We start from the raw sequence: 23,274 nt of genomic DNA, 5'->3' as shown, positions 1-23,274 counted from the left end.
CTGATGATTTTGTTACAACGGCCAAGCTGTTACTGGAACATCTACTCAAAAGTTCGCGATTTCGAACAGACACCGAATAGCAACAGCCTGTCTGCGCAAGCCGCGCTTCGCGATGAACCAAACAAGTCAATCAGCCCCTGTGCGTCCTGTTCTCCCAAACCTTTTTCCACGGCTTGCTGAAAAAATTGATAGGTCAAGGCTCTGACGAGAAACTCTTGGCCCGGCCTTTGAAGCAACCTCCGGAGCTGAACAAAAATCCTTCATTCTGAAAATTTGATGCCGCCTTTTGAAATTTCTGTAACATTTCTTGACAAGGCAGGAAGTTGTGGCTATATTGCCCGCAGGTAAAGATGAAATTCGAATCGCAAGAGCAGGGGACTGGCGATCTGATTTGGCTCCCTACTCCCTACTCCCTACTCCCTACTCTCTACTCTCTAGCTTCCGCATCCTTGAGTTTCAGTTCGAATCTGATCAATATTGGAGAACAAATATGATCAAAACTCATCTTTTTGCAGCTTATGCCAGTTGCGCTTTGTTGTGGTGCAGCATGGCAACCGATCTTGCCGCGCAAGACCTGTCACAAACCGGTAAACAACTCGCATTTCGAAAGGCGAATATTCCAATCGAAGGTGAGTATATCGACGCCGTTTTTTATACTGACTCGTCGGCGCAAGAACTGCGGCCAAAGATCATTATCAGAAAAGAAAGCGTTGATTTCATGACGCGTGCAGGAGCTATCAGGCATCGCGTCATTACACACAGTGGGCCAACCGCAACAATTACCTGTAACGGCCAGTTCATTTGCTTTTATAAAGAAGGTTTTTGCTTTTACAAGGACACCGGAGACCTCCTATGGCAAGATGCACCTGAGGAAGATGAAGATGGGCCAGGCCGATTGTATAAAATCTCATCGCTGGGCTTGGTTTGCAATGTGCTTAAACAAAATGGAAAAATCATTTTTCACAGTCAGCAAGGCACAGTGATGGCCGTGCACGCCATAACAGATGGCATGTCTCGCACTCTTGACGGAGAGTGGTCGCCGGATGGGCAGTATTTTCTTGCTTCGGCATCGATAACCAGCATGTTACACGATAACCGCATATTCCTCTTTGATGCTCAAGGCGCAAAATTGTGGGAAAAGAGGTTGGATGAAAAATGGGCGGTTGAGATTGAATTTTCTCCAAAATCGAAATGGATATTCTTGAGATATCGCGATTTCAACGATAGAACATTCGGAAACACACTTCTCGCCACGCAAGATGGGGCTGCTGTCCATGATCTGATCCAAAATGATCTGCTGTTTCCAACTTTTTCGACTGATGAGCGGTATTTTTTAGCAAGAGGCCGGCACAGAAGAGAGGGGCCTGGTCAAAAACTCGTTTTGTTTGATATCGAAACAGGAACCGCACTTTTTGAGATCTTCCTTGCGAAACCCATAATCGATTATGTGGTTTTTCCTGATGAGGTGGTTATTTACGTTCTACACCAATCGGAAATAGTCAAATTGGACGTTTCCGGCGCAGTTATTGGCGCCTATGCCTTTGAAAAGCTGGAGGCACCCTTAAACATATTACGACTCCAGGATGGATCAACTCCAAATCAGGTTTTGATACGAGGGCAAGGGAGCTATCTATATTTGAACCCAAGTAAATAAATTGATGGGAAAACTGACGGCAGCTAATCTTATAGGGAAAGGTCAGCATATATGATTCAACCCAACCATTCTCGGTCAGCTTTCGCAGATGGTCAATTTATTTTGCCGGTTGTTAGTGTTGTGATACTCACGCTGGCAGGCATTTCAATGGCTCAATGCCCCGAACAATCGTATCAATGGCCGGTTGTTCCCGGTGGGACGAACCAACAGAAGATAAACTCTGCTTTTATGGAATATCGCGATGGACATTTTCATGATGGGATTGACGTCGATGCCGATTCAGGAACGTCGGTAATCGCATGCAGTGGCAATCTAGATGTACTCAGTATTGTACACGGAACATTCCAGGGGCATCCCGACAAAGAAATGTTTGTGCAAGAATTTGAGCCTCCCTTCCGAATATTCTTTTATGATCATATGCAAACAATTGCCACGGGAATAGATACAACTATGTTTCTGGACGAAGCGGGTGACGAGATCGGCACGACAAACTTTAGGAATCACCTGCATTTCTGTGAAGGCCCCAATCAAATGGAAGTGCACCCGCTGCGTGACAGCGAATCCCTGTGCAGCTTTTCCGACACGACAAGGCCCAAGATTACAAATTTTCGCGTTCACAAGGATGGGCAGTATGGTTACGATGTCCAAATGCCAAAAGATGATGACGGAGTATACAATGTTACTGGCAGGGTAGATTTTCTTGTGAAGGCGAACGACATCATCTCCGGGCCCGGAGGCTCGAACACCGGGCTTTTTGGAGTCGAGTATGAGATTTATGATTCAACCCCAACTAAGCTGGCCGGTAATAAGATTTATTTTGACACAACATGGGTACACAATCAGTACCTGCAATTTACTTATGATACGATTCTTTCGAACTCCAGTACGTATTGGTACATACCCACCAATAAATTGATTTCCAACGGCTACTGGGATTCTCAAACCGTTGCTGACGGAGTTTATAATCTTTGTTATTGGGCAGCGGATGTGCGGTTCAACTATCGCGATACCTGCTATACTATTAAAGTCGCCAACCACCCCACCACGCCAGTCATTCAAGGCGCAATCGAAGGCGAAGAACAAGTGGAATTGACTTTCGGCGGCGCCGGCGCCACCAGCTATCGCATCTATTACGACACCGACACCGGCCCACCGTATCAAGGAGCCGGCGCAGACCAAGGCGCATCTCCAATTGAAATCTCAGTCGATTCGACGGTCACCAAAACCGTTACCCTCACCGGTTTGACCAACGGACAAACCTACTATTTCGCCGTCAAAGGCTACAACAGCAACACCGACGAAGAGAGCAATTATTCTGTCGAAGTCAGCGCCACGCCGAATATCTTCCCGCCGCCTACTCCCGAGAATTTTGCTGCCAGCCTCAATAGCGGGGGCTTCGTGCAACTCTCGTGGGAGGAGAATGATTCCTCCACGGCCGAAGCTGCGGGCTTCATCATCTTTCGCAGCCAAACCAGCGGCAGCGGTTTCAGCGTGTTGCCAAAATCGGCTCAAGGATATCTGTGAAAATATTGTAACATTTCTTGATAAGGCAGGAAGTTGTGACTATATTGCCCGCGCGTAGCGATGAAATTCGAATCGCAAGAGCAGGGGACCGGCGATCTGATTAGTCTCTCTTCTCCTAGTTTCCGCATCTTTGATTCCAGTTGTATTCCGATCACTCTCTGTAGTATTTTGTTTTAGTGTCAAACTCATTCTCAGGAGTGACTATCGTGCAAAAAAAGTATAGTCTAAAATTGTTTGAAGGCTTCGCGCTGCATTGTTTCTGTCTTTGCCTGGCTGCGCAGGGGCAGCAAATGGAGCAAAACCATGGCAAATTAATGCTACACGAGCTTCGCAATGGTGACATTAACCAGCTTGAGGGGTTAAGGAAAGCAGATGAATCGCTTAACAAATATTTGTCGGTTTGTCGATTGCTTTCGGTCCCTAGCAATATCAGAGAAGTTGTTTCTGGCGAATTCCAGTTGCTGGATAACAATGGAACGACACTTTGGAAGGAATCATACACTTATGCTACGGATGATCCAGCTCCTGAATTCCTCGTGTCCGTAAATGGCTTTGTTTGTAAGCTGGACGCAAGCGATGGCTCCATATCTTTTCGTGATTCTGCCGGAGTCAAACTCATTTCGCACACAATATTCCCACAATTCACTCGCTTCATGCATGGTACATGGTCCAATGATGGCCAATACTTTGTCCTGGCTGCTCCTGACCCGGACGAACCAGCACATTACCAGATCATTTGTTTCACTCGAACCGGGATTAAACAGTGGAGACAAAAACTTGGATATTCGATCCCAAACAGCATTACCATCGCTCCCTCATCTGAGTGGATTCTCGTTGTAATCCGGGATCTTGCTAAAAGTAAAACAAAAGCTTTGCTTCTCTCCAGCGCAAGAGGTGAGCTCGCCAATGTTATAAATGAACCAGTCGTTAGTGCCATCTTCTCTGCAAAGTACAACCTCCTTGTTGTTAATAGTCTTTCCAATGACCTTCCACAAATCGCTCACGTGTTGTTATATGAATTACCTACTTGTCAACAGATTCTTAAAACAACAATGCCTGAACATATTCACAGTGTGAGATTGCTTGAAGATGAACAGCTCATTTACGTTCTGACAAGACCTACGCACCGGCAGCGCAATTTGGCCAGCAAATCAAGAAACCCACAAAATGACGTCACTAAAATGCACTTTGCGGCAATCACTTTTGAGGGGAGGATACTAGGAATTGCTGAATTGCCGTCCGCGATCGACTCACCTCCCAATCGTGTCACAATTCATTCAGCATCAACCACGGAATATCTAGTTTTGGATACAGGAATGAAAACATTTCTCTTTCGCATCGTCCATTGATTTGTGTTTTCTTAGGGACAAACAAGGCGCGATATCGACATATAATTCCGGAGCCAAAATGGTTCACACACAACGACGCATAGGCCAAGCGGCTATTTTCAAAATTGCCATTCCGGTTGCGTTCTGTTTCTTTGCAGTTGATAACGAAAATGCCTATGCCCAGGGTTGCCCACAAGGCAGTTACAGATGGCCTATTGCGCCATCACAAACTCAGCAACAGATTAATGGCACTTTCATGGAATACCGAAGTTCATCGAACCCTAACAACCATCGTTTCCATGATGGTATAGATATTCAGGCCCAAAGACATACAAGTGTTTTTCCCTGTAAGACCAACACCCAGGTCTTTGGGGTTTCCCGAACCTGGGTTGGGACTGGTGCTGACAGGTATCCAGATCAGTCGTTTAGTCTGCAAGAGCTCCAGGAACCTTATCGTGTTTTCTTTTACACTCATATGGAAACAGTCTATGTTGAGAATCAGGACATAATTCAGGAGTGGGATCATGAGTTGGCACAAACAAATATTCTCAATCATGTTCATTTCAATCAGGGGGCGAATACACAGGAAGTAAACCCCTTGACCAGCTTGTTTGATGATCGTATCTGTCCGTTTGTGGACAATGGTGATCCTCGCATCTTGAACTACCGTATAGAATCCGACTCCATAGGTATAAAATTGCCAATGGTCGGCGGAGTTTACCAAGTTACAGGCAAAGTTGATTTCCTTGTTCAGGCGAAAGATTCGATTTCAGCCCCAGGAACCGACAACGTTAGCGTCTATGGCGTCAACTTCACGATTCTGGGATCAGGCGGCGCAGTTGTATCAACAAACACCTATTTCTTTAATGAGTGGCTCTCGAAGGAAAATCTGGCCTTTGTGTACAAAAAGGCGCTTTCTAGCAACACAACTTATTGGTATATTCCGACCAACAATTTGACTTCAAACGGCTTCTGGAACTCAACTTTAGTTGCGGATGGAACCTATACGCTACAGTTTACGGTATATGACACATACTTCAGAGAAGCGACAAAAGAGTATGTGATTAGCGTTGCCAATCACCCAACTACGCCAATCATCAACAATCTCCTATGGGGGGACGCTAACGTAACTTTAAATTTTACTGGCGCCGGCGCCACCAGCTACCATATCTATTACGACACCGACACCGGCTCGCCGTATCAAGGCACCGGGGCAGACCAGAGTTCTTCCCCCATCGAGATCTCAGTCGATTCGACGGTCACCAAAACCGTTACGCTCACCGGTTTGACCAACGGCCAAACCTAGTATTTTGCCGTCAAAGGCTACAACAGCAACACTGACGAAGAGAGCAGTTATTCTGTCGAAGTCAGCGCCACGCCGAATATCTTCCCGCCGCCTACTCCCGAGAATTTTGCTGCCAGCCTCAACACTGCCGGGTTCGTGCAGCTTGCGTGGGAGGAGAATGATTCCTCCACTGCCGAAGCTGCGGGCTTCATCATCTTTCGCAGCCAAACCAGCGGCAGCGGGTTCAGCGCCATTGACAGCGTTGTCACGGAGAGCTTTACCGACTACACGGTTTCACCCAATGTGACCTACTATTACAAAGTGCAAGCCTACAATTCCGCCGGCAACAGCTCGCAAACCGCGCAAGTCAGTCAGCTCGCCGGCTTGAGCGGCACTCTCACCGGCAATATTACGTGGAGCACACCCGGCGCTATCCTTGCCGGCGAGGTCGAGCTGCCTTCGGGCAACAGCATTACTGTGCAAGCCGGCGCGAACATCACCGCGGCTACTGGTGCAGGCGTTGTGCTGAAAATCTATGGCGCTTTCAATGTCAACGGTACCGAGGCTTCTCCGGTCACATTTGACCGCAGCGGCAGTTCGGGCAATTGGATCGGCATTCGCTACAAAGCCAACAGCGAGGGCACAATCAATTGGGCGACAATTCGTTATGCGCAGAAGGGCGTGTGGGTGGATAATGAAGACAGCATCGTGTTGGAGCATTGCACCATCGAGAATTTTGCGAGCCAGGGCGTTTATCTCAACGGCTCCGGAACTACGGTGCAGAATTGCACGATTCGTGATGCTGCCGGCGGGGCGCATGGGGTTTATATTACCGGAACCTGCAATCCCAGTATTCTGAATACGAGCATCAGCAATGCGCCCATTGGCATCATGCGCGATACCGGCTCACAGGCTTACGCCACAATTGATGGAAACGACATTTCGAATTGCAGCAATGCCGGCATTCAGGTCTTGGGCGCAAACGCCGCCCTCCGCAACAACAACATTCACGGCTGCGGCTATGGCATTCGCCTGCAAACCGGATCGAATGCCAGCATTCATGACAACGATATTCACGCCAACACCACCGGCGTTTATCTCGAGCAAAGCCAGCCGAGCAATTTGAAATGGAACAATTTCGGCTACAACGGCAGTGTGAGCGCCAACAGCAGCGCGAGCGTGTTGATCAACTGGTTGAATGCGAGTAACAGCTTCATGGCCTCCAAGTGGAACAATTTCTACAACAATGGCGGCCTGGATATTTCGAACCAGGACAGCGATACGCTGGCAGCCACCGGGCAATATTGGAACAGTCAGAATCTCAGCGGGCTGGTGAACACCGCTTCGGCGCAAACCAGCCACAATGCCAATGCCGGACCTGGCGGCGACTCCGGGAAACCTGTAGTTTCTGAAGAGGAGAGTGGTCAACCTTTGCCGGCGAATTTTACGCTGCAGCAGAATTATCCCAACCCTTTCAATCCTTCGACGCGCATCCGCTTTGCGCTGCCGGCGCGCGCCGTGGTTTCATTGACTATTTATGATATGAATGGCAGGGTCGTCCGGCACTTGATCAGGCAACAAACATATGAACCAGGATGGCCGGAAGTGACGTGGGACGCACGCAACGATGCGGGCGCGGCAGTGGGATCAGGCATTTATTTCTATCGCCTGACCGGCCGCAATCTGGAATCCAACGAAAGTTTTGTGCAAACGCATCGACTGCTATTGCTGCGGTGAAAATGACGTTCAGGATTTTACAAAAAGGAAACCTGACAATGGAGATTTCATTTCGTTGGCTGCATATCGCGATTGCTCTTTTCTTACTTGCGTTTACAAAAACAGCCACAGCACAACAAGTTGTCGTCGATGAGATTCAAATCTCCCGTCAACCGCTGCGTGATGGCGAGTTTCAATTGCACGCGGAATTCAAGCTGCCGGATTTCGCAGGCGTTCCCGTCGAGCAGATAAACATCGACTACGCGGTATTGGAGCTGGAGGTCCTGGTGAAGACAGCCGCAGAGTCGGATTTCGGCGCGCTTGAAATACTCGCTGCTGGAGAAAACAAATCTGCGCCATTGGCGGGGTTGAACTACAATCTCAATCCTGTTACCGCGCGAATACACCAGAACCGCACCGGGTTTGATCGCGTTGAATTCGATATCACGCAACTCGTGAGAGCGTGGCTCCACCAGGCTGTGCCGAATCACGGGCTGTTGCTGGTTTCACACCGTCGCGTGGGGGAAAAATCGTTGCAAGAAAACCGCCTTATCCTTCCCAACGGTCGCGCCCCCAAAGTCACCATTTACTACACGGTTTTGGATGAGTGAGTGAGGTGGCAAGTCGAGCTGGTGCACGCTGGATTCACGACAACGGAAACAGATTGATCAACCCCTGCGTGCCCTGCTCGCCCAAGCCTTTTTCCACGGCTTGTTGAAAGAGTTGATGGGTCAATGCCGTACCCGGAAATTCCTTGCCCAGGCTTTGAATCAATTCCGTTGCCAGGCGCAAATCCTTGCTCTGCAGACGGATCATGAATCCCGGCGCGATTAAGTGTTCCGGCGCGATTCGCTCACGCTCTTTCTATTCATACCGTAACGCCTCGATTGGATTAGCCAGCGCAGCCTTGACGGTTTGGAAACTGACAGTCAGCAACCCCAGCAGCAAAGCGGCGAACGCGGTTAGGAAAAAGATCGTCCAACCCAAAGACGCGTGATAAGCGAAGTTCTGCAACCACTGATTCATGGCATACCATGCAATCGGCCAGGCCAGCAGATTCGCCAAAATGATCAGTTTCGCAAAATCTTTTGAGAGCAGAATCAACAATTGTCCCAGCGACGCGCCCAACACTTTGCGAATGCCGATTTCCTTGGTACGGCGCTCGGCCATGAAGGAGGCGAGCCCGGAAAGTCCCAAACACGCTACAAAAATGGCAAGCATGGTAAAATAACCAAACATGGTGCTGAGCCGTTCTTCGGCGCGGTACATTTTGTTGAATTCCTCATCGAGGAAGAAATAATCAAAAGGATAATTCGCCGAATACTTTTGCCACGCCTCGCGCATATGCGCAATCGCGCCGGGAATATCATTGGTTCGAATGCGCGCTGAGGCATACCAGGACCAATTGGCGCCCAATTGAATAAAGAGCGGATGAATTTCCTGCCGAAATGAGTGCATGTGAAAATTCTTCATCACGCCGATCACCTTGCCGTTGGCTTCATCTCCGCGTCCAAAAGGCTTGCCGACTGCCGACTCCCATCCCAGCAAGTCTCGCAGCTTTTCATTGATGATAAAGGCTTGCGCCGAGTCCGTTGCAAACATTCGTGAAAAATTCCGGCCCTCAACCAACTCGATTTCAAAAACGTTAATGAAATCGTAATCGACGGTTGTGTTGTAACTATGAATTGCTTCCTGTCCGTCGCGCTTGGTCCAGCCCAGGCCCGTTTGCGACCCGATGCTTGTCGGCAAATGGCCGGAAGCTGTGACGCTCTCAAAATTCGGATGATTCAACAAGTCCCTTTTAATCAAATCGATTTTTTTGCGCGCTTCGCGATCGCGCATGCGCATGACGAGTACTTGTTCGCGATTGTAACCCAATTTCACGTTTTTGATGTAATGCAATTGTTGCTGCACCGCCGCCGTGCAAATAATGAGAGCAGCGGTTGCGGCAAATTGCAGAATCACCAAAGTGCTGCGCAACCGCGACCGGCCATGATCTTTAATTTCTCCTTTCAACACTTTTGCGGGTTGAAAGGCCGTGAGAAAAAACGCCGGATAGCTGCCGGCGATCAAACCCACCACAAAAATCGCGGCCGCTAAACCCGCGATCACCCTGCCTTGCAGCAACAATCCGAACGACAGGTCGCGTTCCACCAAATTCGAAAAAGCCGGCAGCAGCAACTCCACCAGCAACAATGCAATCAGCGACGCTGCGAGCGTCAGCAGCAGAGATTCGCCCATGAACTGCTTGAGAAGCTGTAGGCGATCGGCGCCGACGACTTTACGCATGCCCACTTCTTTCGCGCGCAACGTGGCGCGCGCCGTGGTGAGATTCATATAATTGATGCAGGCGAGCAACAGAATGATGAGGGCCAGGCCGGAAAGCAAATAAAGATATCTCACATCATTATTTGTGCCAATGTCAAAATTGATGTGAGAGTTCAAATGAATATCCTGCAACGGCTGCAAATAGTAGCGATGCGGTTTTGTTTTGTCGCGCCACTCTTCCGTGTGATACTTTTTCACCAGATCCACAAGCTTGGCTTCGAATGCGGCCACTTCGAAACCCGGCTGCACCAGAATGTAGGTGTAATAAGAACTGTTGCCCCACTTCTGAAATTGTTCCTTGTTGTCATTGATCGCGATCAACGTTTCAAAGGACCCCAGCATGTTGAAATGAAAATGCGAGTTGCGGGGAACGTTTTTCACCACGCCGGTGACCGTCATGTCGTGTTTGTCTTGCAACCGTATGATCTTGCCCAGCGGATTTTCCGCACCGAAGTATTTCTGCGCGGTTGCTTCGGTCAGCACAACGGTGTAAGGCTCGGACAATGCGCTGGCGGGATTCCCGGCGAGCAGCGGAAACGAGAATATTTGAAAGATATCGGGGCCGGCCCAGATGACACCATTCTCATAAAAACTTTTGTCGCCCATCATGACGAGAACCTCGTTCCAATCATCGAGGGCGACGGCATGAGACACTTCGGGATACTCGGCTTTCAGTGTTTGGCTGAGAACCGCCTGCGTCACCGCAAAGTGGTCGGAGCCTAAATAAATATTGCCGGGCTGGTGCGCGACCACGCGGTAAACTCGCTCAGCCTTTTCGTGATAACGATCGAAGCTCAACTCGTACTGCACGTACAGCATAATCAGAATAAAGCAAGCGAGGCCAACCGCCAGGCCGGCAATATTTATCAATGAAAAAGATTTGTGCTTGAGAAAATTGCGCCAGGCAATGATGAGATAATTTTTGAGCATCGGCCTCTCCCGTTATGCTTGCAGCGTCGCTAAAACTGTGAACCACGGTTTAGCATTTTGACAACCGCTGGCATTGAAAGGTTTGCATGATTGATCAAAAATCATGTTTGACATTTACTGGGGAAATCGCGATTTGTCGATGCCCGGAATAAGCTGCAGCGCATTCTTGTAATAAAGCTTTTGCAAAACTTCGTCCGGCAAATCCAGGCCGTACATTTTCCAAAACGCATGCCGTTTGCGATAGTAGTCGAAATATTCGTCGGCGGTTTCAAGCACACGAAAATAGACATGATATTCCGCCGGCGCCCAAATATCCTTTCCAAACAGCACCCGGTCTTGATACGTGATGAACCATTCCCGCGCAAAACGCGGCTGCCGTCCGGGTTCATAAATAATCGCGCCGATTTCGGTGTACATATTCGGAATTTCATCGAGTAATTTTCCCAGCCGCGCGAGATCATGGCCCAGCCACGCCATGTGCGCGCTGATGAACTTTGTTTTCGGATGTTTGCGGAACACGTTAAACTGCTCGTTCATCACTTGTTCCCATGACGGTTCTTTACCGTAGCGATAGCGTTCCGGGAATTGCTTCAATTCCAGCCAGCGCTCATTAAAACGATCTTGCGGCAGCCAAAACGGCGCAGGATCACCGGAATGAATCAGCACTGGGATTTTTAACTCGCCACACTTTGCCCAGATTGGGTCAAGACGCGGATCATCGACGGCAACGCGCTTGCCGGCAGTATCCTTGACGTCCAAGCCCAGGCTTTTGTAAATCTTCAAACCGCGCGCGCCGTTTTTATGATCCAGCTCCAATTCCTTCACAGCTTTCTGCGTCCAGCCTGCTTCGCCGATGCCGGTGAAGTCGATGTTGGTAAACACGATGAAGCGCCCCGGCGCAACTTCGTTGGCATTCTTCACCGCTTGCTTCAAATAGTTGCTGTCATGCAATCCGGAAGCCGTCGTGCCGTCAGGATTTTGCACGCGCCGGAAACCGCGGCCGCTCAGATTCACCATCACCGCCATGTTGAGCTTGTCCATTTCCGCCGCCACTTCTTTAAGATTTTGCGGCGACATGTTGCTTTGATGATTGTGGACATCAATAAACGGAAATCGCGCGCGCGTTACCGGATGCTCCGGCACGACGAGTGTTGCGCGCGGCGCATACTCTTCAAATGACATGGTTTCACTTTGACCTTGCGCCGGGTGTGTAACAAAAATCAAATACCAAGAAAAAAACAATGCGGAGGCAACGAGACGCCGTTTTGCGGCATACAGCATGTGACTGGCCCCGGACGCAAAATTCGCCACAACGATTTTGATCTTCTTCATAATGATCACACCTTTGTTGATTTGACTTCATTCTGGCTCGATGAAAACATTTCGCTTCAATGCTGTTCAGACTTGTCGCAACCAGATGCCTCGCGTTGGCAGAGCTTGTCGAAGCCTGAGGTAGCTTAATCTTTAAAGACGATAATACCATTTTCTTGTTTAAAAAACACGGTTGTCCTGAATTTTTGCCGGGCGCAGATTTTTTTGTGACTTTGCAACTATCTCTTGCGCTAGGTTAAAATATCATTATGTTAGTGCCTTCAAACCAAATCACGGGAGGAGGAATGGTTAACTTTTCACTGCTCGATGGCAGTATCGTCGGGCTTTATCTGCTCGTGACCATGACGGCCGGCGTGATGGTGCGCAAATACGTCGGCAAAGTCGAGGATTTTTTGGTCGCGGGACGCGAGATGAATGTTTATCTCGGCATTGCTTCGCTGGCGGCCACGGAGTTCGGTATTGTTACCTGCATGTACACGGCGCAAAACGGTTTTGACAAGGGCTTTGCCGGCGCCATTCCCGGCGTGCTGACGTTTTTGGCGATGTTTCTCGTGGGCTACTCCGGTTTCTGCGTGAAGCCGCTGCGCGATTCCGGCGTCATGACGATTCCAGAGTTGTTCGAAAAAAAATTCGGCTCGCGCATACGCTGGGCGGCCGGCCTCGTCATTGTGCTCGGCGGGTTGTTGAACATGGGCGTTTTTCTGCGCACCGGCGGCGAGTTTCTCGTCAACGTGAGCGGCATGAATCCGGGCTATCTCGAATTGATGATGACCACGTTGCTCATCGGCGTTGCGGTGTACACGATTCTCGGCGGCATGCTCTCGGTGCTGGTCACGGATTTTCTTCAATTCATTGTGATGAGCGTGGGGCTTTTGATTACGACATTTTTGATTCTCGATCAAATCGGCTGGGATACGCTTGTTGCGACGGTACAATCCCATCACGGTGAAGGCGGTTTCAATCCTCTCAAAAATGCCAGCATGGGCTGGTCATATGTCATCTTCAACGCCTTGCTGAACACTGCAGCCGTACTCACCTGGCAAACGCAAATCTCACGCGTGTTATCTGCAAAAGATACTGCCACCGGGCGCAAAGTTTACACCGGCACTTCCTTCTTTTTTGTTGCGCGCTTTCTCATTCCGGGTATTTGGGGCATTGCCGCGCTCGCGCTGCTCACCCCGGAGCAAGTCGGCGGCAATTCTCTGTTGGCGATGCCGAAGATGCTCGGCATGCTGCTTCCAGCGGGATTGATGGGGTTGCTCATTGCCACCATGCTCGCAGCAGACATGAGCACGGATTCGTCATACATGCTGACCTGGGGCAGCGTGATCTACAACGACATCATGGCGCCGTTTCGCAAAGTCCCCTGGTCAGAGAAAAAAGGATTATTTTGGAATCGCACGATCATTGCATTGATCGGCGTGTTTTTGCTGATTTATGGCCTGTGGTATAAATTGGAAGGCGATCTCTGGACTTACCTCGGCATTACCGGCTCGATTTATTTGTCGAGCATGTCGATTTTGTTGATCGCCTGCTGCTACTGGCCGCGCGCCAACAATTGGGGCGCGGCAGCCGCAATCATCTGCGGCGCGCTGGTGCCGATCACAACTCTGGTTCTGCAAAAATTTGGCCCATTCACCGTCTGGTTCAAACAAAATGACACGGTCTGCGGCATCGCGACGTATGTCATCGTTGCGCTTGCCATGATCACTGGCTCGTTACTGAAACCATCCCCGCAACACGCTTCAGGAGACCAACCGTGACTGAGTTATTCGATAGTATTTTGAACATGATTTCCGAGCATTGGTTCTGGGGATCACTCACCCTTGCCTGTCTTGTTTGGTATTCTACCATAACGATCTATGTCGCGATCAAGGGCGCAGGCGATATTCGTCAAATGTTGCGCAAGCTTTCCAGGTCAAAGGCCCAAACAAGCGAATGAGATGATCTTCATTTTTTGAAAGGCAGCATCATGAACACCTCGCGTCGAGAATTTCTGAAAACAACCGCCGTCGCCAGCGCCGGCGCAGCGCTGCTTCCCTCCCACCTTGTTTTCGCAGACACGAAAACGCCCAAAGTCCGGTTGGGATTTATCGGCGCCGGATTGCGCGGCCAGCATTTGCTGGAATTAGCCTTGCGGCGTGATGACGTTGACGTGCCTGCAATTTGTGACATTCAACCAACCATGATCGAGGCCAGCCTTGATCTCATCAAAAAAAGCGGCAAGCCTGCGCCCAGAGTAATTCAAGAAGGGCCACACGATTACCGCAAATTGCTGGCGATGAAAGACATTGATGCGGTAATCATTGCCACGCCCTGGGAATGGCATGCCGTGATGAGCATTGACGCGATGAATGCCGGAAAATACGTGGGCTGCGAAGTGATTGCGGGCACGACGGTGGAAGAATGCTGGGACTTGGTCGATACCTCCGAACGCACCGGCATGCCCATGATGATGCTCGAAAACGTGTGTTATCGCCGCGATGTCATGGCCATTCTCAACATGGTACGTCAGGGGCTATTCGGTGAGATCGTGCATTTGCAAGCCGGCTATCAACACGATTTGCGCGAAGTGAAATTCAACAACGGCAAACAGCCTTACGGCGGCGGAGTCGAGTTCGGCGACAAGGGCTTTTCGGAGGCGCGCTGGCGCACGCAACACTCTGTCATGCGCAACGGCGATCTTTATCCCACGCACGGCATCGGACCGGTCGCGATGATGATCGACATCAATCGCGGCAATCGCTTTGTGTCGTTATGTTCTTATGCCTCCAAGACACGCGGCCTGCACGAACATATCGTCAAACACGGCGGCGAAGATCATCCGAACGCAAAAATCAAGTTCAAGCTTGGCGATGTCGTGACGACCATGATCAAAACCACCAATGAAGAAACCATTTTACTGCAGCATGACACCAGCCTGCCGCGGCCTTACTCTCTCGGCTTTCGCGTGCAGGGCACCAAGGGCTTGTGGATGGACGTGAACAAATCACTGTATCTCGAAGGTGTCAGCAAAGAACCGCATCGTTGGGAAGAGGCCGCGCCCTATCTGGCACAATATGATCACCCGCTATGGAAACGCTACGAGAGCGCCAGCACCGGCGCGGGACACGGCGGCATGGATTTTTTTGTGATGCACGCCTTTATCGAATCCGTCAAGCGCAGAACCAACACGCCGCTCGACGTTTATGACGCAGCGGCGTGGAGCGCGATTGCCCCGCTCTCCGAAACCTCGATTCAGTTGGGCGGAGAAACCGTGGCGTTTCCGGATTTCACCCGCGGCAAATGGCTGCACCGGCGCAACACCTTTGCGCCGGATGATCAATACTAACGCCAACTTTCACGGCGCTGTTCTCATCTCATTGCAACCGAGAGCCTCTCATGACTCGTTTGAGATTTTCACTTTTAATGCTGTCCATTCTGCTGGGATTGTTGTTCGGCATCGGCGGCTATACGTTCTACTATGCGCAAGGCGCGTCGTATCTTTCCAATGATCCGCGCGCGTGCGTCAACTGTCACATCATGCGCGACCAATATGACGGCTGGCAAAAAGCGAGTCATCACGCCTTTGCCACTTGCAACGATTGTCACGTGCCTCATACATTCGTTTCCAAATATTACACCAAACTCGAAAACGGTTTTTGGCATTCGAAAGGCTTTACCCTGCAGGATTTTCATGAGCCGATTCAATTGCGCCCCAGCAGCTCGGCGGTGCTGCAGCAAAACTGCTTGTATTGTCATGCTGAATTTGTCAGTCAAATCGTCGGCAATTCTGCGCAACATGCAAAAGAGTTGAGCTGCGTGCGGTGTCACAGCAGCGTGGGCCATGGCCCCAGGGAATAACCGGTTGAATGTCAGTGCTCAAAATCGAAAGCGGTAATCGTTTTGCCGGGCATCGTTGGCGCAAGAACATGATTGAAACCGTCAAGACGTTACCGGACATGAAAGTCAAAACTCACAAGGTGGATGGACCATGAATGCTTCTCCAAGCAAGAACAAGTTGACGTATGTCATCGCTATTGCGCTGGTGGCGGTTGCCACGTTTGCCGTTTTGTTGTTGATGGAAAACATTGCGCAGCGCAAAGAGGAGGCCAAGCAACACGTTTTCCAGGTCGTCGAAATCACGGAAGACACGATCGATCCGGAAATTTGGGGCAAAAATTACCCCCGGCAGTATGACAGCTACAAACGCACAGTCGACATCGAACGCACCAAACACGGCGGTAGCGAGGCGTTTCAGAAGCTCGACGAAGACCCGCGCTGGCGTGAAATTTTCAAAGGCTACGCTTTCGGGATTGACTATCGCGAGGAACGCGGGCATGCCTACATGCTCGCCGATCAAGACACGACGGAACGGATGCGCGTTACCAAACAACCCGGCGCATGCTTGCATTGTCATTCTGCCGTGATTCCGGCCTATCAGCAGACAGGAATACAAGCAGGCGTACCGGGCGACGCCGCGCAACGCCGCGCACAAATCATGAAAGGGTTCGAGATTGTTTGCGGCATGCCGTATGAGGAGGCGAGGCAACTGGTGTCATCGCCCATCAGTTGCGGTGATTGCCATGATCCGAAAACCATGCAATTGCGCGTCACACGCCCGGGATTTTTTAACGGCATTCGCGTGCTCGCCAACAGCGACCAGCCGCTGCCGCATTTGCCCAGCATCGAACGCTGGCGCCGGGAAGGCCGCAAAGGCGACTATGATGTCAACACCATGGCAACGCGGCAGGAAATGCGTTCCCTTGTTTGCGGGCAATGTCACGTGGAATACTATTTCAAAGGCGAAGGCAAGCTGTTGACTTATCCCTGGCACAAAGGCATCAAAGTCGAGCAGATTGAAAGTTATTATGATGAAGTGGGTTTCAAAGATTGGAGCCACCAAGCCAGCGGTGCAGCGGTGTTGAAGGCGCAACATCCCGAATTCGAAATGTGGAGTCAGGGCATTCACGCGCGCAGCGGCGTGGCGTGCGCGGATTGTCACATGCCCTACAAACGCGAAGGCGCCATCAAGATCAGCGACCATCATGTCCGCAGTCCGCTGTTGAATGTTGCGAACGCCTGCCAAACCTGCCATAATTTTCCCGAGTCCGAATTAAAGGCGCGCGCCGAAGCGATTCAAGATCGCACGCAAGCGCTCATGATTCGCGCGGAAGAGGCCGTGGTCGCATTGATTGCTGCTTTGCAACAGGCAAAAGACGCGGGCCGGCCCGCGCAAGACTTGCAAGCTGCGCAAGAACTGCAGCGCAAAGCGCAATGGCGTTTGGATTTTGTGGCGGCGGAAAACTCTATGGGGTTTCATGCGCCGCAAGAGGCAGCGCGCATTTTGGGGGAGGCGATCGATTATGCGCGTCAAGGCGAGGTGGCACTGCTCAAAGCGAATGGATTTGCCCGCGCTGCCGACTGAGAGGCGGCTTGTGGAAAGGATTGCACACCCGCAAAATATTTTGACCGTTTTGACTTAAGGACGATCAAGCAAATCGCGTTCGTTTTGAAACTCACGAACGCGAACACGCAAGGTTGCTTTTGAAGGCTCTCAAGCTCGTTCCTACACACCCTTGCTCGTCTCAAATACGGCGAGCAAGAGTGTGTAAGCGGGAACAGGAACAGGATCAATTTCAATCATTAATGGCTGCGGGCACAACATTCATTTCTTCCAGCAAATAACCGGCGCCGGTGAATTTTTGCGTAACCCACAACACGTAGCGAATATCAACGGCAATCGAGCGGCTGTAGTCTTCACTCCACGCATAGTCGTTGATTGTGGCTTCAAAAGCGCGATCGAAATTCACCCCCACCAACTCGCCGCGGGCATTGAGCAGCGGGCTGCCGGAGTTGCCGCCGGTGGTATCGAGATTATACAACACCGCCACCGGAACCTCCTGCAACTGCGGATGCGCAAAGCGGCCGAAGTCCTTTGCGCGATACAATTGTTTCAACTTCTCGGGCGTATCAAACGGCTCTTCACCGGTGGTCTTTGCGATGACGCCGCCGACCGTGGTGATCGGCTTGTAATAGGTCGCATCCGCAGGAGAATAACCGCGAATCCGGCCAAAGGTGAAGCGCAGCGTGCGGTTGGCGTCGGGAATGAAATCGGTTTGCAGGAAATCTTTTTTTACATCGATGAACTGCCCAAGAAGTTTTTCGAGCGCGCCGTCGCGCCGCTGTTTTGCTTCGCGCATTTCTTTAAGGGTGGGCGCGAGCGCCTGGGCCATCTCAATAAAGGGATCTTTCAGCTTTTGCACCTCCTGCGGCGATTTCGCCAAAGCTGCCATCAAATAATTTTCATCGCTGAGCTTGCTTTTCGCGTACGCATTCTTGATAAACGCCGCGCCCGCCTTATCTGCATCTTTTCCTTTGAGAATCGCATCGAATGCCGGCACGCGTTGATCGGCCGGCAATGAAGCGGCGCGCTTCAAAATCTCCTGCAGAAAAATTTTATCCGTAGCTTCATGGAAATCCGCCAACGCCCGCCGCAGATTTTGTTTTGTGGCGTTGAAATTCCGTTCCATGAAAGCGGATTGGCGTTCGAGATCCGGCTTCTGCAACTCATGCGCTGCCTCATATGCCGTCAGGCCAAAACGCAGCAATGAAACGCTCGACAAGTTTTGCAGCAGCAAATCGCGCTCAGCGGTTGCGTCGATCTCGGCATAAATTTTCGCCAACTCCGGCAGCAGATTGCCATACTTTTGACGCCGGCTTGCATCGCTCTCGATGAACTTCTGTAAAGCTTTTTCCTCCTCACGTTTCTTTTCAACCAGCGCGAGACGGTACAATCCCTTCAGCTTGCCGCGATAATTCTTCTTCACATTCGACAGGCTCTTGACGCGGCTGGCATGCTTGAGAGCGATGCTGCGATCGGCTTTGCCAAGATTCTCCATGGTCGCAATCTGCCAGTCGTACAGATCCGCGATGTAGGGCATGCGAACTTTTTCTTCATAATTCAAATAGTGTGACGTTTGATGGCGGTACGTGCGGCCGGGATAACCGAGAATAAAAACGAAATCGCCCTCGTTCACGCCTTCCGGCGCGACCTTGACCACGCGCTTGGGATGATAAGGCACATTCTCGGGCGAATACTCCGCCGGCGAACCATCGGGCGCGACGTACGCGCGCATGAATGAAAAATCGCCGGTGTGCCGCGGCCAAACCCAATTGTCCTCCTCCCCGCCAAATTCACCGATGCTGCGCGGCGGCACATACACTAGACGCACATCTTTGAGATTGGTATAAATGAAAAGAACATAGGTTTTGCCGACAAACATCTCGGCGACTTCAGCGCGCTTGCCCGGTTGCGCTTGCTCGGCGGTTTGCACGATTTCTTTAATCTTCTTCTCCACGGCTTTGGCGCGTTCGGCAAAATCCATCTGATCCGTGACAACGCTCAAGACTTCGGCGGAAACATCACGATACGACTCTGTAATGCGAACATTGTAACCCTTCGCCGGAATTTCTTCGGTGCGATTCGCCGCGAGAAAGCCCTCCGTGATATAATCTTTTTCCGCTGTGCTCGCGGCCTGCACCGCGCCAAACGCGCAATGATGATTGGTGAGGATCAGACCATCCGGCGAAACGAACGAACCGGTGCAGCCGCCTACCATGACGATGCCGTCAATCAAGCTGACGCCATTGGGATTGAAAATTTCGGACGGTTCGATCAGCAAGCCTTTGTCTTTGAGATTGAGCTTGTGAATATCGCTGATTGGCCACATGCCCTCGTCGGGCGCGGCGGCCTGAAGGCTCAGGCTTAAACAAAAAACAAGCAAAAGCAAAAGACGCTTCATCATAGCATACCTCCTCATAGAGTTGAATATATCTCGTGACATTTATCTCGCCGAGCGATGATCCAACTGACAAATTCGTATCGAGAATGAGTTCCGCTCACTCAATTTCAGCCTTCAACCGCCTTGCCATTCCAACCTGATAAACCTGTGGCAGCAACTTATTCATCCAAAAGGCAAGCTTGCCGGTTTTTCCAATAATCAAAAATTTCTTTTCGTGACTAGCCGCGGTGAAAATGCGTTGCGCCGCTTCTTCCGGCGGCATCTTTTTGCCGACAATGACTTGTTCATGTTGCACCGGTTTGCCGTCGCCGCCCAGCGCGTTCTTGTTGATTGGGGTTGCGAGGAATGAAGGGCAAACCATCAAAATATGAACGCCCTCGCCGTTTACTTCCGTGCGCAGGCTTTCGAAGAAACCATGCAGCGCGTGTTTGCTTGCGGCATATCCGGTGCGGCCGATCAAAGGTGAAAACCCGGCAACACTCGACAGCACAATGATCATGCCCTTATTTTGAATCAACGCAGGCAACGCCGCCGCAGTGCAATGGAGGGCGCCGAAAAAATTTACCGCCATCACCTGGTGAATCACGCTGAGATTGGTGCGCACAAAACGGCTGCGATGACTGATACCGGCATTATTGATCAAAACATCGATGCGGCCGAATTGCTGCAAAATGTTGTGCAGGATCTGCTGCGTGGCTTCGAAATCCGTCACATCACACACGTAGCCGGTGAAATTGAGGTGATTCCGACTGCACTGCTGCGCGAGTTGTTCCAATGATGCAGCCGCTTTATCGAGGCCAATAATCACAGCGCCGGCGGCGCCAAACCGCCGGCACAGAGCCTGGCCCAGGCCGCCTGCTGCTCCGGTGATAACCACGATTTTATTTTTGAAATCGCGCTTGAGCATAGTACTCGAACACTTCCCGCGACGTTTTCTGCGGCAAGTAGCCGAATTCTTCCTTCAATTTTGTGTTATTCAACACCGGGCGATAACGCAGAAAGTCGAGTTGTTCCGGGCCATATTGCGTGAGATGCAGTTTTTTGAGAATGAACAAAATCCATCTTAACAAACTTGGCGGAAAAGTCAACGTTTTCTTGCCGAGCATTTTTGCAATTTCGTGAATCGTCACCACGCCGTCGCCCGCGAGATTGTAGACACCGATCTTCTCGGAAAAGATTGCAGCAATAATGCACGCCACAACATCTTTATCCCAAATGAAAACGAACGGACTGTCCGAGCCTTTGAGGGCCAGCATGCGCCGCTTCTCAAACAATGCGGTGATTTGATTATTCGTGGTCTCGCCCAGAATTGTGCTCAAGCGAAAAATCACTTGTTGCAATTCGGGATGCCGGCGGCGATAATCCGCCAGCATCTCTTCGATCAAACGTTTGTGGTGAGCGTAGGCAAAACTGGTATTGCCGCGTAAGGGTTGGTGTTCGGATATCAAGGCGGGATTGTCGGCGTGGTAGCCATAAGCCGCGCCGCTTGAAGAAATGATAATCTTTTGCACGGACGAAGCAAGGCAAGCTTGCAGAACATTCTCCGTGCCCAGCACGTCAACAGCGTATTCAAGCTGGCGATCATTTTTCCGGCCGGGCGTTACAATCGCGGCGAGATGGACGACAGTCGTGATGTTGTGTTTCTTGAAAATCTCGGCGAGTCGAGGCGCACGAATATCTTCTTGTTCGTATATGACGCCGATTTTTCGAATTGCTGCAGGTATTTCGCGTACATCGAGCGCAACAAGATTGAACGGCGCCGTCGTGGCCATGTGCTTGCGTTGCGCAAGCTCTGTGACAACAAGGCTGCCAAGATAACCCGCTGCGCCGGTGACCAAAATGTTTTTCAACTCGCGCCCTCATCAAATTGCCGAATCCGATTTGGGCGCAATCCTTCATCGCGTTTCGTAAAACCGCTTTGCCCAAATTGGTTTTGATTGGGCGAAATTACGGCGCAATGGCAATGCTATGCAACGGAAAAAAATTACCAATAGTTCCGAGCAAGGTCGCGGCGCCGGTGGCTAAATTGATCAGATAGAAACCCGAGCCGCCATTCGACGCCGGCGTCAACGAAGCATAAGCAACACCGTCCGGACCGGAGATGTCAAAGCCGACGTAATCATTGGTGTTGACGCCGAGATCGCCGATGGTCAACAATTTGCCGTTGTTAGGCGAAGGTAAAGTTACCAGCACGTCGAGATTGGAATCAATCGCGAAAAGCGAGGTAATGATAGCGCCGGCAACGCTGTTGGTGTATGCCGTGCCGACAATATTCGGATTGAAGCCGAAGTAGACGTCGCTGAAATCGTACGCGAGCGTCGAATCCCGGGCCAGCACGCCGGTAACAGGATCGATCCGCAGATCCTGCTCGGCATTGCTGTGAATGCGGATTTTATCCGGCACGGGATTGAACCCGAAACCGAAGAACGTTCCGTTCAACAATGTTGGAAACGCTGTTGAGCGCGCCGGCAAAGCCACTGCCGAAACCGTATCAATCACATAAATAAGATTGAAATTGCTGACGCCATAGAGCCTGCCGTCAACCGGGCGGAAATCAATTCCGAGGATGTATTCACTGTCCTGCAGGCCCGAGATATATTTCCTGTTGGTAACGCTGTCCGGGCGCATGCTGCCAAAGCGTATCAAATTATTGTTGGCATCGACGCCATAAATCGGCCGGCCCTGCACTTGCGGTTGCATAATCCGCTCCTGGCAGGCAAGTGATAAGATTGCCAGCAGGCCCGGCAGGATAAAATAAACAACTCCCCTCTTCGATGATTTGTGCGTAATCGATAACATGGCGTTCTCCTGAACGTTTTTCGATTTACCATCCTGTAATTACCAAAAAGCAAACCAAGCAGGGCAAAGCAGCGTCAAATCCTTTTCAACGCCATAATTTTGCCCTGCCCGGTGTTGCCGTGTCGATTTTCGAATTCATGTTTCAGGATGATTGCAATTCCGATGCCGCCATCGGCGCAGGAAAGATTGCGGCTGGGGTAGAAAAAGTGAAGCCGGTTCCCGTCCCAATAGTTTTGGCAGACAACCGGGCCGGCTTCCCCCCTTGCTTCCGGCTTCACTTTTATTAATCGCTAGTACGGCAGAAAACAACTCGATCTCACGGGCGCAGCGGTTTACGTTTGCGGTAAAACAATCCGAGCGCGGTAAATGCCGCGAACCAAATCAACGCGAAAATGTACCAACCGAGCAGCAAACCCAACACGCCCGGCAGGTAAAACAAACTCAATTTGGAAGAGGCCAGAGCCGGGATTTTATCCTAAATTTAGTTGAAATTTTTGATGGCTCCTATCTTGAAGGCAGACAACCACATAATCAGGAGCCCTTGTGAAAAACAAGAAATCTGCTTCGCGGCCGGCGCGCCGGCCGCGAAAAGCG

General features: G+C 50.8%; 18 protein-coding genes. 11 read left to right on the top strand and 7 right to left on the bottom strand.

The genetic code is table 11. The features are described from left to right. Positions 1-490: 490 nt before the first annotated feature. The 6 genes from FBQ85_07785 to FBQ85_07760 all read left to right on the top strand — a co-directional run bounded on the left by FBQ85_07785 (position 491) and on the right by FBQ85_07760 (position 8,118). Positions 491-1,654 carry a hypothetical protein gene (locus FBQ85_07785; protein ID MDL1875059.1) on the top strand — a complete coding sequence of 388 codons (1,164 nt, stop codon included), beginning with the start codon at positions 491-493 and terminating at the stop codon, positions 1,652-1,654. Positions 1,655-1,705: 51 nt separating this feature from the next. Next, the gene (locus tag FBQ85_07780) at positions 1,706-3,178 is read left to right on the top strand and encodes a fibronectin type III domain-containing protein (GenBank protein ID MDL1875058.1); all 1,473 of its coding nucleotides are present in this window, start codon (positions 1,706-1,708) and stop codon (positions 3,176-3,178) included. A gap of 206 nt (positions 3,179-3,384) precedes the next feature. After that, positions 3,385-4,527 (top strand): hypothetical protein, encoded by a 1,143-nt coding sequence (locus FBQ85_07775; GenBank protein MDL1875057.1) that lies wholly within the window; start codon positions 3,385-3,387, stop codon positions 4,525-4,527. 58 nt (positions 4,528-4,585) lie between these two features. Beyond that, complete coding sequence (locus tag FBQ85_07770) at positions 4,586-5,812, top strand: hypothetical protein (protein ID MDL1875056.1); 1,227 nt, start codon at positions 4,586-4,588, stop codon at positions 5,810-5,812. A gap of 135 nt (positions 5,813-5,947) precedes the next feature. Continuing rightward, positions 5,948-7,528 (top strand): T9SS type A sorting domain-containing protein, encoded by a 1,581-nt coding sequence (locus FBQ85_07765; protein MDL1875055.1) that lies wholly within the window; start codon positions 5,948-5,950, stop codon positions 7,526-7,528. Between the two features lie 38 nt (positions 7,529-7,566). Next, complete coding sequence (locus FBQ85_07760; protein ID MDL1875054.1) at positions 7,567-8,118, top strand: hypothetical protein; 552 nt, start codon at positions 7,567-7,569, stop codon at positions 8,116-8,118. 34 nt (positions 8,119-8,152) lie between these two features. Here FBQ85_07760 and FBQ85_07755 read toward each other — a convergent pair whose 3' ends face one another. The 3 genes from FBQ85_07755 to FBQ85_07745 form a co-directional block, all read right to left on the bottom strand. Next, positions 8,153-8,323 (bottom strand): NAD(P)-dependent oxidoreductase, encoded by a 171-nt coding sequence (locus FBQ85_07755; GenBank protein ID MDL1875053.1) that lies wholly within the window; start codon positions 8,321-8,323, stop codon positions 8,153-8,155. A 48-nt stretch (positions 8,324-8,371) separates the two neighbouring features. After that, a complete protein-coding gene (locus FBQ85_07750) occupies positions 8,372-10,765 on the bottom strand; it encodes an FtsX-like permease family protein (protein MDL1875052.1) in 2,394 nt (797 codons plus the stop codon). 114 nt (positions 10,766-10,879) lie between these two features. Then, complete coding sequence (locus FBQ85_07745) at positions 10,880-12,046, bottom strand: amidohydrolase (GenBank protein MDL1875051.1); 1,167 nt, start codon at positions 12,044-12,046, stop codon at positions 10,880-10,882. Between the two features lie 350 nt (positions 12,047-12,396). Between FBQ85_07745 and FBQ85_07740 the strand changes: the two genes are divergently transcribed. The 5 genes from FBQ85_07740 to FBQ85_07720 all read left to right on the top strand — a co-directional run bounded on the left by FBQ85_07740 (position 12,397) and on the right by FBQ85_07720 (position 17,504). Further along, positions 12,397-13,860, top strand: coding sequence for a sodium:solute symporter family protein (locus FBQ85_07740; GenBank protein MDL1875050.1), 1,464 nt, complete (start codon positions 12,397-12,399; stop codon positions 13,858-13,860). Next, on the top strand, positions 13,857-14,039 hold the full coding sequence (locus FBQ85_07735; protein ID MDL1875049.1) for a hypothetical protein: 183 nt from the start codon (positions 13,857-13,859) through the stop codon (positions 14,037-14,039). The genes FBQ85_07740 and FBQ85_07735 overlap by 4 nt, the downstream gene beginning before the upstream one ends. Positions 14,040-14,069: 30 nt before the next feature. Further along, positions 14,070-15,428 carry a Gfo/Idh/MocA family oxidoreductase gene (locus FBQ85_07730; GenBank protein ID MDL1875048.1) on the top strand — a complete coding sequence of 453 codons (1,359 nt, stop codon included), beginning with the start codon at positions 14,070-14,072 and terminating at the stop codon, positions 15,426-15,428. Positions 15,429-15,478: 50 nt separating this feature from the next. Then, positions 15,479-15,940: a cytochrome c nitrite reductase small subunit gene (nrfH, locus tag FBQ85_07725; GenBank protein MDL1875047.1), complete on the top strand. Its 462-nt coding sequence runs from the start codon at positions 15,479-15,481 to the stop codon at positions 15,938-15,940. 130 nt (positions 15,941-16,070) lie between these two features. After that, positions 16,071-17,504: an ammonia-forming cytochrome c nitrite reductase subunit c552 gene (locus FBQ85_07720; protein MDL1875046.1), complete on the top strand. Its 1,434-nt coding sequence runs from the start codon at positions 16,071-16,073 to the stop codon at positions 17,502-17,504. Between the two features lie 211 nt (positions 17,505-17,715). On the opposite strand, the gene FBQ85_07715 is transcribed toward FBQ85_07720, so the two are convergent. The 4 genes from FBQ85_07715 to FBQ85_07700 form a co-directional block, all read right to left on the bottom strand. After that, positions 17,716-19,923: a S46 family peptidase gene (locus tag FBQ85_07715; protein MDL1875045.1), complete on the bottom strand. Its 2,208-nt coding sequence runs from the start codon at positions 19,921-19,923 to the stop codon at positions 17,716-17,718. A 55-nt stretch (positions 19,924-19,978) separates the two neighbouring features. Further along, positions 19,979-20,788, bottom strand: a complete 810-nt coding sequence (locus FBQ85_07710; protein MDL1875044.1) for an SDR family oxidoreductase — start codon at positions 20,786-20,788, stop codon at positions 19,979-19,981. Further along, positions 20,763-21,731: an SDR family oxidoreductase gene (locus tag FBQ85_07705; GenBank protein ID MDL1875043.1), complete on the bottom strand. Its 969-nt coding sequence runs from the start codon at positions 21,729-21,731 to the stop codon at positions 20,763-20,765. Before FBQ85_07705 ends, FBQ85_07710 begins: the two co-directional genes overlap by 26 nt. A 97-nt stretch (positions 21,732-21,828) precedes the next feature. After that, positions 21,829-22,680: a DUF4394 domain-containing protein gene (locus FBQ85_07700; GenBank protein ID MDL1875042.1), complete on the bottom strand. Its 852-nt coding sequence runs from the start codon at positions 22,678-22,680 to the stop codon at positions 21,829-21,831. Positions 22,681-23,274 lie beyond the last annotated feature (594 nt).

The organism is Cytophagia bacterium CHB2, assembly GCA_030263535.1.
Taxonomy (GTDB): Bacteria; Zhuqueibacterota; Zhuqueibacteria; order Zhuqueibacterales; family Zhuqueibacteraceae; genus Coneutiohabitans.
The sequence above is the reverse complement of the archived record's forward strand: the minus strand, read 5'-3'. Positions and strand labels throughout refer to the sequence as shown.